The sequence below is a fragment of the Methylobacterium mesophilicum SR1.6/6 genome, from assembly GCF_000364445.2.
Taxonomy (GTDB): domain Bacteria; phylum Pseudomonadota; class Alphaproteobacteria; order Rhizobiales; family Beijerinckiaceae; genus Methylobacterium; species Methylobacterium mesophilicum_A.
Genome location: NZ_CP043538.1, coordinates 3565410 through 3579903, shown reverse-complemented (window position 1 = coordinate 3579903; position 14494 = coordinate 3565410). Strand labels below are relative to the sequence as shown.

Annotated in this window: 11 protein-coding genes; 8 read left to right on the top strand and 3 right to left on the bottom strand. The window is 71.7% G+C overall.

Annotation, left to right across the window (positions count from 1 at the left end; all coding sequences use genetic code 11):
* The first annotated feature begins 390 nt into the window (after nucleotides 1-390).
* Nucleotides 391-1227, top strand: a complete 837-nt coding sequence (locus MMSR116_RS16990) for an outer membrane protein (protein WP_010687567.1) — start codon at nucleotides 391-393, stop codon at nucleotides 1225-1227.
* A 514-nt stretch (nucleotides 1228-1741) separates the two neighbouring features.
* Here the strand turns inward: MMSR116_RS16990 and MMSR116_RS16985 are convergent.
* Both MMSR116_RS16985 and selD read right to left on the bottom strand, forming a co-directional pair.
* On the bottom strand, nucleotides 1742-4105 hold the full coding sequence (locus MMSR116_RS16985; RefSeq protein ID WP_010686643.1) for a caspase family protein: 2364 nt from the start codon (nucleotides 4103-4105) through the stop codon (nucleotides 1742-1744).
* Between the two features lie 696 nt (nucleotides 4106-4801).
* Entirely contained in the window at nucleotides 4802-5851 is a 1050-nt protein-coding gene (gene selD, locus MMSR116_RS16980; protein ID WP_010686645.1) for a selenide, water dikinase SelD, read from the bottom strand.
* Nucleotides 5852-6254: 403 nt separating this feature from the next.
* On the opposite strand from selD, the gene MMSR116_RS16975 reads away from it, so the two are divergent.
* From MMSR116_RS16975 to MMSR116_RS16960, 4 genes are all read left to right on the top strand, one after another.
* On the top strand, nucleotides 6255-7142 hold the full coding sequence (locus MMSR116_RS16975; protein WP_010686646.1) for a putative selenate ABC transporter substrate-binding protein: 888 nt from the start codon (nucleotides 6255-6257) through the stop codon (nucleotides 7140-7142).
* A 13-nt stretch (nucleotides 7143-7155) separates the two neighbouring features.
* Entirely contained in the window at nucleotides 7156-7836 is a 681-nt protein-coding gene (locus MMSR116_RS16970) for an ATP-binding cassette domain-containing protein (protein ID WP_010686647.1), read from the top strand.
* On the top strand, nucleotides 7833-9404 hold the full coding sequence (locus tag MMSR116_RS16965) for a PhnE/PtxC family ABC transporter permease (protein WP_010686648.1): 1572 nt from the start codon (nucleotides 7833-7835) through the stop codon (nucleotides 9402-9404). The genes MMSR116_RS16970 and MMSR116_RS16965 overlap by 4 nt, the downstream gene beginning before the upstream one ends.
* A gap of 234 nt (nucleotides 9405-9638) precedes the next feature.
* Nucleotides 9639-9884 (top strand): hypothetical protein, encoded by a 246-nt coding sequence (locus MMSR116_RS16960; RefSeq protein ID WP_010686649.1) that lies wholly within the window; start codon nucleotides 9639-9641, stop codon nucleotides 9882-9884.
* Nucleotides 9885-10036: 152 nt separating this feature from the next.
* Here MMSR116_RS16960 and bhcR read toward each other — a convergent pair whose 3' ends face one another.
* Nucleotides 10037-10876, bottom strand: coding sequence for an HTH-type transcriptional regulator BhcR (bhcR, locus tag MMSR116_RS16955; RefSeq protein ID WP_010686650.1), 840 nt, complete (start codon nucleotides 10874-10876; stop codon nucleotides 10037-10039).
* Nucleotides 10877-11064: 188 nt separating this feature from the next.
* Here bhcR and bhcA point away from each other — a divergent pair, with 188 nt between their 5' ends.
* Genes bhcA through bhcC form a run of 3 tightly spaced genes read left to right on the top strand, consistent with a single transcriptional unit; the run spans nucleotide 11065 to nucleotide 14403 of the window.
* Complete coding sequence (gene bhcA, locus MMSR116_RS16950) at nucleotides 11065-12255, top strand: L-aspartate--glyoxylate aminotransferase BhcA (RefSeq protein WP_010686651.1); 1191 nt, start codon at nucleotides 11065-11067, stop codon at nucleotides 12253-12255.
* Between the two features lie 23 nt (nucleotides 12256-12278).
* Nucleotides 12279-13226: a beta-hydroxyaspartate dehydratase BhcB gene (gene bhcB / locus MMSR116_RS16945; RefSeq protein WP_039894556.1), complete on the top strand. Its 948-nt coding sequence runs from the start codon at nucleotides 12279-12281 to the stop codon at nucleotides 13224-13226.
* 19 nt (nucleotides 13227-13245) lie between these two features.
* A complete protein-coding gene (gene bhcC, locus MMSR116_RS16940) occupies nucleotides 13246-14403 on the top strand; it encodes a 3-hydroxy-D-aspartate aldolase BhcC (protein ID WP_432419912.1) in 1158 nt (385 codons plus the stop codon).
* The last annotated feature ends 91 nt before the right edge of the window (nucleotides 14404-14494 follow it).

The window sequence follows — 14494 nt, the reverse complement described above, 5'->3', positions numbered from 1 at the left end:
TGAAAGCTCGGGCGCCAGGCAGCAAGCCGAACCCGCCGCACCACCGCATTAATCTTAACGCCATTCTACCGCTGCGCGCAGGCTTGCAGGCCGCCGAGCGTTAGGATTTAATAAACGGTGAAGCTTCCCGGTTGGTCCTGGGATCGTTCACGAACGAACTTCAGCCCCGTCAGCCTTCGAGCGACGGGGCTTTTTGTTTCCGGAAGCGGCCCGTTACATATCCTGATGCAGATCAACTTCGATCCTGCGCGGGATGTGCTGCAGCGCACCTCCATGTAGCCCTCCCAGGGGCCTCGTTCGGGCTGTTGCATCCGTGCACTATCGCCCGAGGACATCCTGCAGTTCCTGTCGCACCGCACACATCCCGTCCAACGGGAGACAGAGGACCAGATGATCAAGAAGCTTCTTCTCGCCAGCGCCGCGACGGCGCTCCTGACCGGCGCCGCCTCGGCGGCCGACCTTCCGCGCCGTGCCGCGCCGCCGCCGGTGTTCACCCCCGTGCCGGTGTTCACCTGGACCGGCGCCTACTTCGGTATCAACGCCGGCTACGCCTTCGACGCCAGCGACCGCAACACCGGCAACACCTTCGGCGTGCCCTTCCCCTACGCCGCCCCCGGCACGGTGGCCACCTTCCGCAACCGCAGCCAGGACGGCTTCTCCGGCGGTGGCCAGGTCGGCTACAACTACCAGTTCACCCCGGGCTCGGGCGTGGTCATCGGCGTCGAGGCCGACGCCCAGTACCTCGACTTCGGCCGCAACCGGAACAACGCCTTCCTCTCCGGCGCCCTGGCCCCCGGCTACTACGTCACCGACCCGCGCGGCCTCTCCAGCCTCGACTTCTTCGGCACCGTGCGCGGCCGCCTCGGCTACGCCTTCGACCGCACCCTCGTCTACGGCACCGGCGGCTTCGCCTACGGCTCGGGCAGCGCCGACCGCTCCTTCGGCGGCTTTGCCGGCAACGACAGCTTCCGCACCGGATGGGCCGTCGGCGGCGGCATCGAGTACGCCCTGCCCACCGACTCCTTCCTGAACTTCTTCCGCTCCTCGGCCGTCACGCTCAAGGTCGAAGGCCTGTACGTCAACCTCGACCGCAACACCCGCAACCAGGGCGCGTTCGTCATCAACGCCGCCAACAACGTCCCGGCCGTCTACAGCCCGATCGGACGACGCGCCGACGAGTTCGCCGTCGTCCGCGCCGGCCTGAACTACAAGTTCGGCTCGTACTGAGAACGATCGGGCGCCTCCCGGTTCCGCACCGGGGGGCGTGGCGGCGGGCCGAGCCCGTCGCGGGCGCGCAGCCGTAAGGTTGACCTTCGCACCCCCAGCCCGATCAGACTGGCCGCGAGGTCGGCGACATCCCGGGAGCGCCCGCTCCCGGGATGTCCTTCGTTTTGGGCACCGAACGCGTGCGATTGGCGGGGCGGCGCGCTCGACCGGTCGGGCCGCTTCGGCGCGCGGGCCAGGCGCTCCTGTCGCCACGGCGGCCCATCGACCCCGCACCCCCTCGTACGGCTTCCGGCCGATGCCCTCGGCATCGCCTTCCCGGCGCGCGGAGCGAAGCCACCCAGTCGGCGCCACCGTCATCCTGGTCGCGCGGTCCCGAATCACTTCGCGTCGCTGGTGACGCCGGCGCCGGGATCGTCGACCGAGGCGCCCGATCGGGCATCGTCCCACACCCGTCGCGGACAGGTGCCGGACGTGTCCAGACCGGGCAAAGCGGGCCCACCGGCTGCGCGGTCTCCTATCGGCAGGGGTGTCCGGGGGGACAGGCCGGCCGCGGATTGCCGTGGGAGGGCGGCGGTCCGGCATGCGGAGCCGGCCCCGGGTGCGGCGGAGCCGGACGCGCCATCATCTGCTGACGCTGCACCATCATCTGCTGGCGCTGCGCCGCCTGCTGCTGACGGGCGGCGGCCTGTTGCTGCCGCTGGGCCGCCTGCTGCGCGAACTGCGCCTGCATGGCCTGATGCCGCTGGGCGGCCTGTTGCGCCTGCTGCTGGCGAACAGCGGCCTGCTGTTGACGCTGCGCGGCCTGCTGTTGACGCTGCGCAGACTGCTGCTGGCGAGCGGCCTGGACCTGCTGCTGGCGCTGCGCCGCCTGGGCCTGGACACGCCGGGACAGGGCCTCCTGGCGCTGTTGCGCCATCAGCGCGGCGCGGGGATCGACGGAGGGCCGCGCCGCGACGGCTCGATCCGCGGCAGGTCCGCGCGGCGGCTGGCCCGGAGCGCCCGAGCCGTCGCGGAGTTCCTGAGGGCGGACCGGTCCAGCCGACGTCCGCGCCGGAATGTCGGCCGGGCGGAAGGCCTGCCGGGGCGCGGCGGCCGGGGCCGACGCAGCGGGCGGAGCCAGCCGGGCCCCGGGTGCCGGAAGAGGCTGGCCGTTCGCGCCGGGCAGGGCATGCGCGGCTCCCGGCTGTGCGGAGACGGCGGGAAGCGCCGCCTGCGGCGCGGAGGGGGGAGGCCCCGCCTGTGGCCCGCCCGGTCGCGGTCCCGCCGGCCCGCCGATTGCGGCCGGGTTGGTTCCCGGCGGAGGCGCCGCGACGGCGCGCTGCTGCAGGGCGGCGGGCAGAGCGACCCGGGTGGCCGCCGCGCCGAGGGCAGCCCCGGCAAGCGCGCCCGCGCCACCGATCGCGGCCGCGGGAGCAGCCGCGGCGGCGGGCGCCTGCACGCCCGTGTTCTGCCGGTTGATCTGCTCGATGACGGTCGTGTTGTGGATGTTCTGGAACAGCACGTCGTTCGGCGGCGGCGCCACGTAGGCCGGCGCGGACACGTAGGCCGGCACCGGCACGACCGGCGGCGTCGGCAGGGCGTAGAGCCCGTAGACCGGCGGCGGGGGGGCCAGCGCCACGAGGTAGGCCGGCGGCGGCGGGAGGAAGACGAGGGCCGGCGGCGGCGGCGGGGGCAGCGCGAAGACCGGATCGTCGAGGAACAGCACCGGCCGGTCGACATACACGATCTCGTCCGGCGGAGCCGGCAGCACGTCGTAGGCGATCATCGCGAAGCGGGGCGGCGGCTCCAGCGCGGCCGCGAGCGTGGCGAGGCGGCGGCGGGCATCCCAGGCGTGCGGACCGCGCGGGTACCGGGCGAGGTACGACCAGTAGGCGTCCGGCGTGCCGACGATCCAGGTGCGGCGCCAGACCAGGGCCTCGCGCCGGGCGGCGATGAGCGCCCGGACCCGCCGCGCCAGAGCGTCGCCGGGATAATCGGTCACGAATTCCTGGTAGTGGGCGAGGTCGTCGCGTTCCAGACAGACGGCGTAGGCGTCCTGCACGCCGAGGTCGCGCAGCGGCCGGTCGCGGAGCGTGGCGGCCCGCTCCCGGCCGAGGGCAGGGGCGTCGGCGGCCCGGTCGAAGAACACGAAGGCGGACGCGGTGCGGTCGGCGTCCCACGGCACCTCGGCCCCCTTCGTGGCGGCATCGACGCGCAGGCGCACGCGGTCGAACAGCGGCCCCGGCGGGAGGCCGCCCTCGCGGATCATCTCGACCAGCGCCTGGGCGTAGGCGCCGTAGGGGCCTTTCTCGTCCGGTCCCACGGTCCCCGGCGCGGCGTTGAAGGCGATCAGGCTGCCCGGCTCGGCCTCGGTGAGGGCGAGGCCGCCCGCCAGCGGCTTGCCGGGCACGGTGAAGGGCGCGCGCCGCGCCCCGTCCAGGACGAAGAACCGCGCCTTCAACGGCAGGGCCGCCAGGCTCCTCGTGTAGTCCGAGACCCGCAGCGCCCTCAGGGCGACGTCGGCGGCACTGGTCACGCGCAAGTCGATCGGGGCGAAGTAGTTCTCGCCTTCGAGCTGCAGGCCGTAGCCGGCGAGGTAGATGAACGCCACCGCGTCCGGCCCGGCGGCCGCGGCCTTGTCGACGAAGTCCCGCAGCGATTTCCGCAGCGCGTCCTCGTCGAGATCCCGGGCGCCGATCACGTCGAAGCCGGCGCCCTGCAGGGTCTGGGCGATGAGCCCGGCATCATTGGCCGCGGTGGCGAGCGGACCGGCCTGATAGGCGGCGTTGCCGACCACGAGCGCGATGCGCTTCTCCGCCGCCCAGGCCGGGGAGGCGGGCAAGGCCGCGACGAGGAGGAGCGCGGCGAGGAGGAGGCTGACAGCTTTGTGCAGGCGCATCGCGGGATCCCTCGGGAAGAGCAGAGGCTGTCGGGCGTGGGACGCCGCCCGGCAGACCAGTCGTGGTGGAACCGTATCAGCCATCCAGAATGCGGCGGCCGGACGGCCCCGTCGGGGCACGAGGCAGGTCTTGGTGGTCACGATCCTGTGCCAGCCCCACGGGGCGATGGCGACGCCGGGTCACGTGGCAGCCCGGGCCGGAGCCCGCCGGCACGGCCGCGCGGTAGACCGGCTACGGGCATGCGACCACCACGGGCCGGGGCACGCGCCAGACGGGATAGGGCCGCCCACGATGGTCCGGCCGCCGGGCCGGTGCGGGCCGCTCCGACGGCGATGCGCGAGGGACCATTGTCCATCTCCTGTTCCGAACGCGCCGGATCGGCGGTTCGCGGGAGACGGTACGCGCCGTTCCAGGCGCGCTTCCTGAACTGTCGCGTCAGGCCGCGTTCATCGACGTCGCCATTCCGGCCGGTCTGGAGCGGCCGGCGAAGCGGCGGCCCCCGAGGAACGATCGCCGATCGGGCGCAGCGGCGCGCCGCGACCGACGGGACTGTGATGGCCGATGCGCGCTGTCCGCACCGCACCGGAGGGCTGGCGCACATCTCCCGCGTCGTCCTGCGCCGCTGGAGGCGAAGATCTGCCCGGCGCCGAGCCCGCATGGCCGCCCCGCACGCCTCGCGCAGGGTCGGGGCGGCGTCAGGCCTCGACCCGGATGGCGGCCGGGCCGGCCTCGAACCGCCCGACGACGGCGGCCTGCGCGAAGCCGGCGGCGTGGCACTGGGCGAGGATCGCCTCGGCCCGCCCGGGCGTGCAGGTGACGAGCAGGCCTCCGGAGGTCTGGGGATCGGTGAGGATATGCCGGCGCCAGTCCGGCAGGCCCGCGGGCAGCGTCACCTGGCTTCCGAAGCTCGCCCAGTTGCGGTGCGAGGCGCCGGTGACGAAGCCCTCCTGCGCGAGGGCCGCGGCCCGGGGCAGCAGCGGGACCGCGTCGCCCGCGACGACGAAAGTCAGGCCGGCGCCGCGCGCGAGTTCGAGGCCGTGGCCCAGCAGGCCGAAGCCGGTGGTGTCGGTGATGGCGTGAACCTCCGGGTCGCGCGCCAGATCGGCCCCGACCCTGTTGAGGCGCGTCGTGGTGGCGATGAAATCCGCGTAGCCCGCGGAATCGAGAGCCTCCCGCTTGATGGCGGCGGAGTAGATCCCAACCCCGAGGGGCTTGGTCAGGATGGCGACGTCGCCGGCGCGCGCGTCGGCGTTGCGCCGGACATGGGCCCGGTCGCACGATCCGATCACCGCCAGCCCGTAGATCGGCTCCGGCGTGTCGATCGAGTGGCCGCCCGCGACGGGGATGCCCGCCTCCGCGCAGGTGGCCGCGCCGCCCTTCAGGATCTCGGCGACGATCGCGGGGGCGATCTTGCCGACCGGCATGCCCAGGATGGCCAGCGCCAGCATCGGCCTGCCGCCCATGGCGTAGACGTCGGAGATCGCGTTTGTGGCGGCGATCCGGCCGAAATCGTGGGGGTCGTCCACCATCGGCGTGAAGAAGTCCGTGGTGGCGATCAGACAGGTGCCGTCGTCCAGGGCCCAGACCGCCGCGTCGTCGGCGGTCTCGTTGCCGACCAGGAGACGCTCGAACGGGCCCGCGACCGGCTGGTCGGCGAGCAGCGTTCGCAGGATTGCGGGATCGAGCTTGCAGCCGCATCCGCCGCCATGGGCGAGACTGGTGAGACGGACCGGGGGCGTATCCATGGGCAGAACCTCTGGCGTCGTGATCGTGGATGGACCGTGCCGGGCGGCCCGTCATCCGACAAGTGCGGGTCTTCGGCACGGCTGGCCGCGTCGGCCGCCGCAGGTGGCTCAGCGCTGCGATCGCGGCGGATCCGTCGGGCACCGGCGAGCCGCGCCTTCAATGACCGTCGCATCGGCGCTCGCGCGCTTCGGCCGCTGGCGGGCCGACGCCAGTGTGGCCGTCGAGGTGCTCGTCAAGGTGCTCGTCAGCAGGTGGACCTCGCCGGACACGATCGGACGCCGGGGGCGTGGACCATCAACGGGGTTCTCGAAGGCCCGTGCCAAGGCATGGAATATCTGTCAGGTGATGGGTCATCGATGCCGGCAGGGCGTCGTTCACGATCGGAAATCGAGGAGGCGCGCGATGCTGAGACGGACTTTGGGCCAATCGCTGCTTGCCGGCCTGGCTTGCCTCGCGCTGCCGCAGGCCGCCGGCGCGCAGGGCGGCGCGAAGCCCGCCTTCGTCTTCACCGGCATCCCCGACCAGGACGAGAGCCGCCTCGTCGAGCGCTTCGGCAAGGTCGCCACCTACCTTGAGGGCAAGCTCGGCGTGCCGGTGACGTACATCCCGGTGAAGAACTACCCGGCGGCGGTCACCGCTTTCACCAACGGGCAGGTCCAGCTCGCGTGGTTCGGCGGCTTCACCGGCGTACAGGCCCGCAAGGCCTCGCCCGGGTCCCAGGCAATCGCGCAGGGTGCCGAGGATGCAGCCTTCAAGACCTACCTCATCGCCAACACCAAGACGGGCCTGACGCGCACGGCCGACTTCCCGAAGGCGATCGCCGGCAAGACTTTCACGTTCGGCTCCCGGGCCTCGACCTCGGGCCGGCTGATGCCGGAATACTTCATCCGCGAGGCCTTCCCGGGGAAGACACCCGACGCGGTATTCGCCCGCGTCGGTTTCTCCGGGGACCACAGCCGCACGATCCAGCTCGTCCAGTCCGGAGCCTTCGAGGTCGGGGCGGTGGATTACTCGGTCTGGGATCTCGACAGCAAGGCCGGCAAGGTCGACCAGAAGGAGGTCGGCATCATCTGGGAGAGCCCGCCCTTCCCCGATTATCAGTGGACCGTGCGCGGCGATGTCGACGCGATCTACGGTGCCGGGTTCACGGAGCGGTTGAAGGCGGCGCTGATCGGCATCACCGATCCGGCGATCCTCGCGCCCTTCGCCCGCTCGAAGTTCATCCCGGTGACCAACGCTGCCTACGAGCCGGTGGAGCGCGTGGCGAAATCCACGGGCCTGCTGGATTGAACCGCGCGCCGCCGTGAGCCCGCCCCGAGCCGAAGCCGAGATCGTCCTGTCGGACGCGACGGCGGCCTATGACGGCAAGCCCGTCCTGTTCGGCGTGGACCTCACCGTCCGAGCCGGAGAGCGCGTCGCCTTGATGGGCCGGTCGGGTGCGGGAAAGTCCACTCTGCTCGGGCTGATCTACGCCCAGGCCCGCCCGCACGTGGCACTGATCCCGCAGGCGGCCACCCTGGTGCGGACGCTCTCGGTCTTCCACAATGTCTACATGGGCCGCCTCGATCGCCGCTCGACGCTGCACAACCTGCGCACCCTGGCGTTCCCGGCCCGTGCCGACCTCGCGGAGGTGGGCGGGATCCTCGGGGAGGTCGGGCTCGCCGACGCGCTCCGGGCCAAGGCCGGGGCGTTGTCGGGCGGCCAGCAGCAGCGCGTCTCCGTGGCGCGCGCCCTCTACAACGGTCGCCCGATCCTGATCGGTGACGAGCCGGTCTCGGCCCTCGACCGCAGGCAGGGGGGGCTGATCCTCGAACGTCTGGCCGCGCGGCACCGGACACTGGTGCTGGCGCTCCACGACATCGCGCTCGCATTGGCGCATACGGACCGCATCGTCGTCCTCGATGCGGGCCGCATCGTCCTCGACGCCCCCGCCCGCGACCTCGACGAGGCGGCCCTCGCCCCGTTCTACGGGCAGGCCGCGTGAGCGCCGCCCGCCTGTTGGCCGACCGGGTGGCCGGCCGGGGCTACGCCGCGGTGACCCGCTGGTTCGTCGGCGGCGCGGCGGCGGCGCTCCTCGTCGCCGACCTCGCGATCACCAGCCTCCATCCCTGGGCCGACCTCCAGCGCCTGCTCGGCGGCCTGATCCACCCGGACTTTCCGGCGGTGGAGATCTGGAGCGTCGTCTACACCGTCGCCTTCGCGGTCCTCGGGGTGTCGCTCGGAGCCGGGGCCGGCTTCCTGCTCGCCATCCCCTTCGCCAGGGCTCGGAGCGTGCGGCTGGCCTGCGCCGCCCTGCGCTCGGTCCACGAGCTGTTCTGGGCCCTGCTGCTGATGCAGGTGTTCGGCCTGTCGGCGACAACCGGGATCCTGGCCATCGCGCTGCCCTACGCGGGCATCTGCGCCAAGGTCTATTCCGAGATCATCGAGGAGGCAGACCTCGCGGCCCTCCGGGTCCTCCCGGACGGGACCGGTGCGCTCTCGGCCTTCGCGTATGCCCGCCTGCCCGACGTCGCCGCGGCCTTCCGGCACTACACGCTCTACCGGTTCGAATGCGCCATGCGCTCCACCCTGGTGCTCGGCTTCATCGGCCTGCCGACCATGGGCTTCCATCTCGAATCCGCCTTCCGACAGGGCCGCTACGCCGAGGCCGGGGCCCTGCTCCTCGTCTTCTACGTCCTGATCGGCACCCGCCGGCTCTGGATGCGCCTCTCGACCCTGCCGGTCCTGCTTGTGGGCAGCGTCCTCGCCCTGCCCAGGACCATCGGGACGACCGACTGGCTCGCGAGCCTCGGCCGGTTCCTGGGCCACGACATCGTGCCGAGCCCGCTTCGGTCCGGGGCTTTCCTCGACCCGGCGACCTGGGCGCGGTTCGGTCACTGGATCCGGCCGATCCTCGCGGACCAGATCCTGCCCGGCACCCTCCAGACCCTCGTGCTCGCGCAGATCGCGCTGGTGGCGACCGGCCTCGGCACGCTCGTCCTGTTCCCCCTGACCTCGCGCCGCTTCGCCGGCCCGATCGGGCAGCCCTTGGGGCGCATCCTCCTCGTGGTCGTGCGCTCGACGCCGGAATACATGCTCGCCTACGTGCTGCTGCAGCTGCTCGGCCCCTCGATGCTGCCGGCGATCCTCGCCCTGACCATCCACAATGCCGGCATCGTCGGCTATCTCATGGGCCGGCACGCCGACGGCCTCGCCTACCGCGCCGACGCCCCGACCGGCCTGAACCTCTACAGCTACGAGACCGTGCCCCGGCTCTACGGCCAGTTCCTGGCCTACCTGCTCTATCGCTGGGAGCTGATCCTGCGCGAGAGCGCGATCTTCGGCATCCTGGGCGTGGCCACCCTCGGCTTCTACGTCGACGCCGCGATCTCGGAGCTGCGCCTGGACGTCGCCGTGCTGCTGATCGTCGCCACGGCGCTCCTGACCGTGCTGATCGACGCCCTGTCCCGGACCCTCCGGCGGTCCCTGCGCCTGACCGATCTTCCGACCCGGCTCTCCACCCGCCTGCCCGAGCCTGCGGCAGACCCGCCGCCGCGGATCGCCCATTCCTGATCGGGAAGCGGAGCGACCGGGTCCCGCTGGGTTCCGGCCGCGGGACGGCATCGCGGGCTTCGCGTCGCCGGGCCTCGTCCCGCAGGCGGGCGGGGCTATCCCGATGGCGTTCAGGTCGTGCGCGGACGCACAGGACCTCGGGCGGCGCGCTGGAGCGCGGGGCGACCGCTCCCAGATTAAGGTTCGATGCGGCCGGGATGACCCGGGCGACACGGGCTAATCTGGATGTCCGCCATGATCACGCGCCTTCTGGTCAGTACCCTGGTCGGGATCGGCCTGTCGTCGGCCGCCCTGGCGCAGAGCTTGACCGCGCCCGCCGGCATTCCGGCCGTCACGGCCCCCGGGGGCATTCAGGGCCGCCTGGCGGTGCCAGTTCAGCGGCCGACCCCGGAGGGGCGCGTCGCCGTCATCGACGCCGATGGCAGGCCCCAACCGAGGGGCCGGATCGTCCATCCGCCGCATCCGGGTCACGCGCGCTAGCCCTTCCCGATCGTGTTGCAACGGTCTGGACGTCGGGGGGCTTCGGTCGAGACAGCTGCGGCATGCACCCTCGCGTGCGGGCTACGCTATCCACGCATCTCCATCGGAGAGGCGATGAAACGGGGCGCACGCCGTGACCGGGCTCCGCCGCATCAATCCCGATCGCCCGCGTCCGGTGCCTCGGCGGGGGCGCCGAGGGCGCGTGATACGGCCGCCGCCCCCTTTCGCACGCGCTCGCCGATCGCCTGCAGCTGCGCGTCGGACAGCCGGTGCGTCGGCCCCGACACCGAGATCCCCGCGATGGCCTCCCCGTGGAAGTTGAGGATCGGGGCGGCGACGCAGCGCATCCCGATGGTCCGCTCCTCGTCGTCGATCGCGTAGCCCCGGCGGCGGGTCGCCTCGACGTCGTCGCGCAGCTGGTCCAGCGAGGCGATGGTCTTGTCGGTGAAGCGCGCGAAGGTCTTGCCCCGGAACAAGCGCTCGGTCCGGGCCGGCGCGTAGGTGCTCAGCAGCGCCTTCCCGATGCCCGACGCGTGCAGGGGCGACAGGGAGCCCGGCGGGAAGAAGGCGCGGATCGTCTCGTGGGTCTCCACTTGGCTGACGAACAGGACGTTGCCGTCCTTCTCGACGCCGAGATTGGAGGTTTCGCCCGTCTCCTGCATCAGCGTCCACATCATGGACCGGCTGCGCTCGACGACGTTGTGACGGCGCAGGAAGGCCGAGCCGAGCCGGTAGGCATCCGCACCCACATGCCATTCCTGCTTGTCGGCACTGATCTCGACGAGGCCGCGGCGCTCCAGCGTCGCCAGGACCCGGTGCATCGTCGCCACGGACTGCCCGAGCGTCCCGGCGAGTTCCGAGAGCGTCAGCCCGTCGCCGTCCGCCAGAACGTCGAGCACGTCGAGGGCGCGGTCGAGCGCCTGGATCGTCGCTGAGGGCTTGGCGCCTCCGAACCCCTTCGGACGACCGCGACGCCGGCTTCCCGAATCCATGGCATCCCCGCCTCTGCCATCCACCGGCCTCACGTAGGATGGAAAAATTTTTCGTTCAACGGAAAAAGATAACCCGTTGCCGCCACGCCCGTTTTTCTGCGCGCGGATCAGATGAAAAAGTTTTTCAAGAAAATATCAATACCGATGTGCAGGTGCTATCGTTCCCGTATTGGAGGAGAGCGCCGCCGATGTTCGCACAGAATCCCGTCTTCATTCCCGGCCCGACCAATATGCCGGAAGTGCTTCGCCGTGCGGCAGACATGCCGACGCTGGATCACCGGTCGCCGCTCTTCGCGCAGATCCTTCACCCGGCGCTCGCCGGCGTGAAGACGGTGCTGAAGAGCGAGGATGCCGAGGTCTTCATCTTCCCGTCGACGGCGACGGGCGGGTGGGAGACGGCGCTCTCCAACACGCTCAGCGCCGGCGACACGGTGCTGGCCGCGCGCCACGGCATGTTCAGCCACCGCTGGATCGACATGACCCGCCGCCATGGCCTTGACGTCCGGATGATCGAGGCGCCGTGGGGGGAGGGTGTTCCGGCGGACCGCTTCGCCGAGGCCCTCGCGGCCGACACGGCGCACCGCATCCGGGCCGTCCTCGTCACCCACAACGAGACGGCAACCGGGGTCCGCTCGGACGTGGCCGCGGTGCGCCGCGCCCTCGATGCCAGCAACCACCCCGCCTTGCTGCTGGTCGACGGCGTCAGCTCGATCGCCTCCATGGATTTCCGCATGGATGCGTGGGGCGTCGATGTCGCCGTCACCGGCTCGCAGAAGGGCTTCATGCTGCCGGCGGGCCTCGCCATCGTGGCCTTCTCGCCGAAGGCCATGGCCGCCACCGCGACGGCCACCCTGCCGCGGACCTATTTCGACATCCGCGACATGGCGAAGGGCTACCCCAACGGCGCCTATCCCTACACGCCGGCGGTCGGCCTCCTGAACGGCCTGAAGCTGTCGACGGAACTGCTCCTCGCCGAGGGGCTGGAGAACGTCTTCGCCCGGCACCGCCGCATCGCGGACGGGATCCGCGCCGCCGTGGCCGCCTGGGGCCTGGAGCTCTGCGCCGCGCGTCCGGACCTCTACTCGGACACGGTGAGCGCGATCCGGACGCCGGAGGGCTTCGACGCCACGCGGATCGTCACCCACGCGGCGCGCCACTACGACGTCGCCTTCGGGGTGGGGCTCGGCGAGGTGGCCGGGAAGGTCTTCCGCATCGGCCACCTCGGCAGCCTCACGGATGTGATGGCGCTGTCGGGGATCGCCGCGGCCGAGATGGCGATGGCCGATCTCGGCCTGCGCATCGAGCTCGGATCGGGGGTCGCGGCCGCGCAGGCGGTGTACCGTCGCGCCCCGGCCGCCGCCCTGCGCGCGGCCGCCTGAGGGGGAGCGCCATGGACAGCGCCATGATCACCCCCACCCTCGACGACGTCCTGGCCGCGCACGAGCGCATCCGGCCCTACATCCACGAGACGCCGGTCCTGACCTCGCGGATCCTCGACGAAGCGGCCGGCGCGCGGCTGTTCTTCAAGTGCGAGAACCTGCAGAAGGCCGGCGCCTTCAAGGCGCGGGGCGCCTCGAACGCCGTCTTCAGCCTCACCGACGCGCAGGCCGCCCGGGGCGTGGCGACCCACTCCTCGGGCAACCACGGCACCTGCCTGTCCTACGCGGCGGGCCGGCGCGGCATCCCCTGCACGGTGGTGATGCCGCGCACCGCGCCCCAGGCCAAGAAGGACGCCGTGCGCGGCTACGGCGGCCGGGTGGTGGAATGCGAGCCGTCCACCTCCTCCCGGGAGGCCGTCTTCGCGGAGGTCGTCGCGGAGACCGGCGCGGAGTTCGTGCACCCCTACAATGATCCCCGGGTCATCGCCGGGCAGGCGACCTGCGCCCGCGAGCTGATCGCGCAGGTCCCGGATCTCGACGCGGTGATCGCCCCGATCGGCGGCGGCGGCATGGTGTCGGGCACCTGTCTGACGCTGGCCGGGCTCGCCCCGCATATCGCCGTCTACGCGGCGGAGCCCGAGCAGGCGGACGACGCCTATCGCAGCCTGAAGGCCGGGCGGATCATCGCCGACGACGCGCCGGTGACGGTCGCGGACGGCCTGAAGGTGCCGCTGAAGGACCTCACCTGGCACTTCGTCCGCCACCACGTCGCCGACATCCTCACGGTCTCCGAGGCCGAGATCGTCGCGGCGATGCAGCTGATCTGGAAGCGGCTGAAGATCGTCATGGAGCCGTCCAGCGCCGTCGCCCTGGCGGCGGTGCTCAAGAACCGCCCCGTCTTCGCGAACAAGCGGGTGGGCGTGATCATCACGGGCGGGAACGTCGATCTCGACGCGCTGCCCTGGCAATAACGGGAGGCTCACGATGCACATGAACGCCCGCTCCGCCGATCTCGAAGTCGGCTTCGACGTCCCCGCGCTGCCCGGCATGCGCGAGGACGAGATCCAGACGCCCTGCCTGATCGTCGATCTCGACGCGCTGGAAGGCAACATCCGCAAGATGGGCGACTACGCCAAGGCGCACGGGATGCGCCACCGCGCCCACGGCAAGATGCACAAGTCCGTCGACATCCTGAAGCTCCAGCAGAGCCTCGGCGGCGCCTGCGGCGTCTGCTGCCAGAAGGTCTCGGAGGCGGAAGTTTTCGCCCGCGCGGGCATCACCGACATCCTGGTCTCGAACCAGGTGCGCGACCCGGGCAAGATCGACCGGCTGGCGCGGCTGCCGCTGCACGGCGCCCGCATCATCGTCTGCCTCGACGACGTGGCGAACGTCGCCGACCTCTCGGCGGCGGCGCAGCGGCACGGCACGCAGCTCGACTGCTTCGTCGAGATCGATTGCGGCGCCGGCCGCTGCGGCGTGAAGACCGCGCCCGAGGTGGTGGCGATCGCCCAGGCCGTCGCGGCCGCGCCGAACCTGCGCTTCGCGGGGCTCCAGGCCTACCAGGGCGCCATGCAGCACATCGACGGCTACGAGGAGCGGCGGGCCAAGCTCGACGCGGCCATCGCCCAAGTGCGCGAGGCCGTCGCGGCGCTGAACCGGGAGGGCCTGGAGCCGGAACTCGTCAGCGGCGGCGGCACCGGCAGCTACTATTTCGAGGCGGGATCCGGCGTCTACAACGAGCTGCAATGCGGCAGCTACGCGTTCATGGACGCCGATTACGGGCGCATCCGCGACCGGGACGGCAACCGCATCGACGCGGGCGAGTGGCAGAACGCCCTGTTCATCCTCACCAGCGTGATGAGCCACGCCAAGGCCGACAAGGCGATCTGCGACGCGGGCCTGAAGGTGCAGTCGGTCGATTCCGGCCTGCCCTTCGTCTTCGGCCGCGACGACGTGAAATACATCAAGTGCTCGGACGAGCACGGGGTGATCGACGATCCCGAGGGCAAGCTGAAGGTCAACGACCGTCTGCGCCTCGTCCCCGGCCACTGCGATCCGACCTGCAACGTCCACGACTGGTATGTCGGCGTCCGCAACGGCCGGGTCGAGACGCTCTGGCCGGTCTCGGCCCGCGGAAAGGCCTACTGACGCACCCTGCACGCCGTCCGTCATCGCGCGCGCGGCGCAGTTATCCGGGGACGCGCCTCGACGGGGCCCGCTGCCCTGGGTCGCTTCGCGA

Bases quoted from the DNA above. Each gene is read 5' to 3' on its own strand.
- MMSR116_RS16990 (WP_010687567.1), top strand. From the start codon at position 391: ATGATCAAGAAGCTTCTTCTCGCCAGCGCCGCGACGGCGCTCCTGACC.
- MMSR116_RS16985 (WP_010686643.1), bottom strand. From the start codon at position 4,105: ATGCGCCTGCACAAAGCTGTCAGCCTCCTCCTCGCCGCGCTCCTCCTC.
- selD (WP_010686645.1), bottom strand. From the start codon at position 5,851: ATGGATACGCCCCCGGTCCGTCTCACCAGTCTCGCCCATGGCGGCGGA.
- MMSR116_RS16975 (WP_010686646.1), top strand. From the start codon at position 6,255: ATGCTGAGACGGACTTTGGGCCAATCGCTGCTTGCCGGCCTGGCTTGC.
- MMSR116_RS16960 (WP_010686649.1), top strand. From the start codon at position 9,639: ATGATCACGCGCCTTCTGGTCAGTACCCTGGTCGGGATCGGCCTGTCG.
- bhcR (WP_010686650.1), bottom strand. From the start codon at position 10,876: ATGGATTCGGGAAGCCGGCGTCGCGGTCGTCCGAAGGGGTTCGGAGGC.
- bhcA (WP_010686651.1), top strand. From the start codon at position 11,065: ATGTTCGCACAGAATCCCGTCTTCATTCCCGGCCCGACCAATATGCCG.
- bhcB (WP_039894556.1), top strand. From the start codon at position 12,279: ATGATCACCCCCACCCTCGACGACGTCCTGGCCGCGCACGAGCGCATC.
- bhcC (WP_432419912.1), top strand. From the start codon at position 13,246: ATGAACGCCCGCTCCGCCGATCTCGAAGTCGGCTTCGACGTCCCCGCG.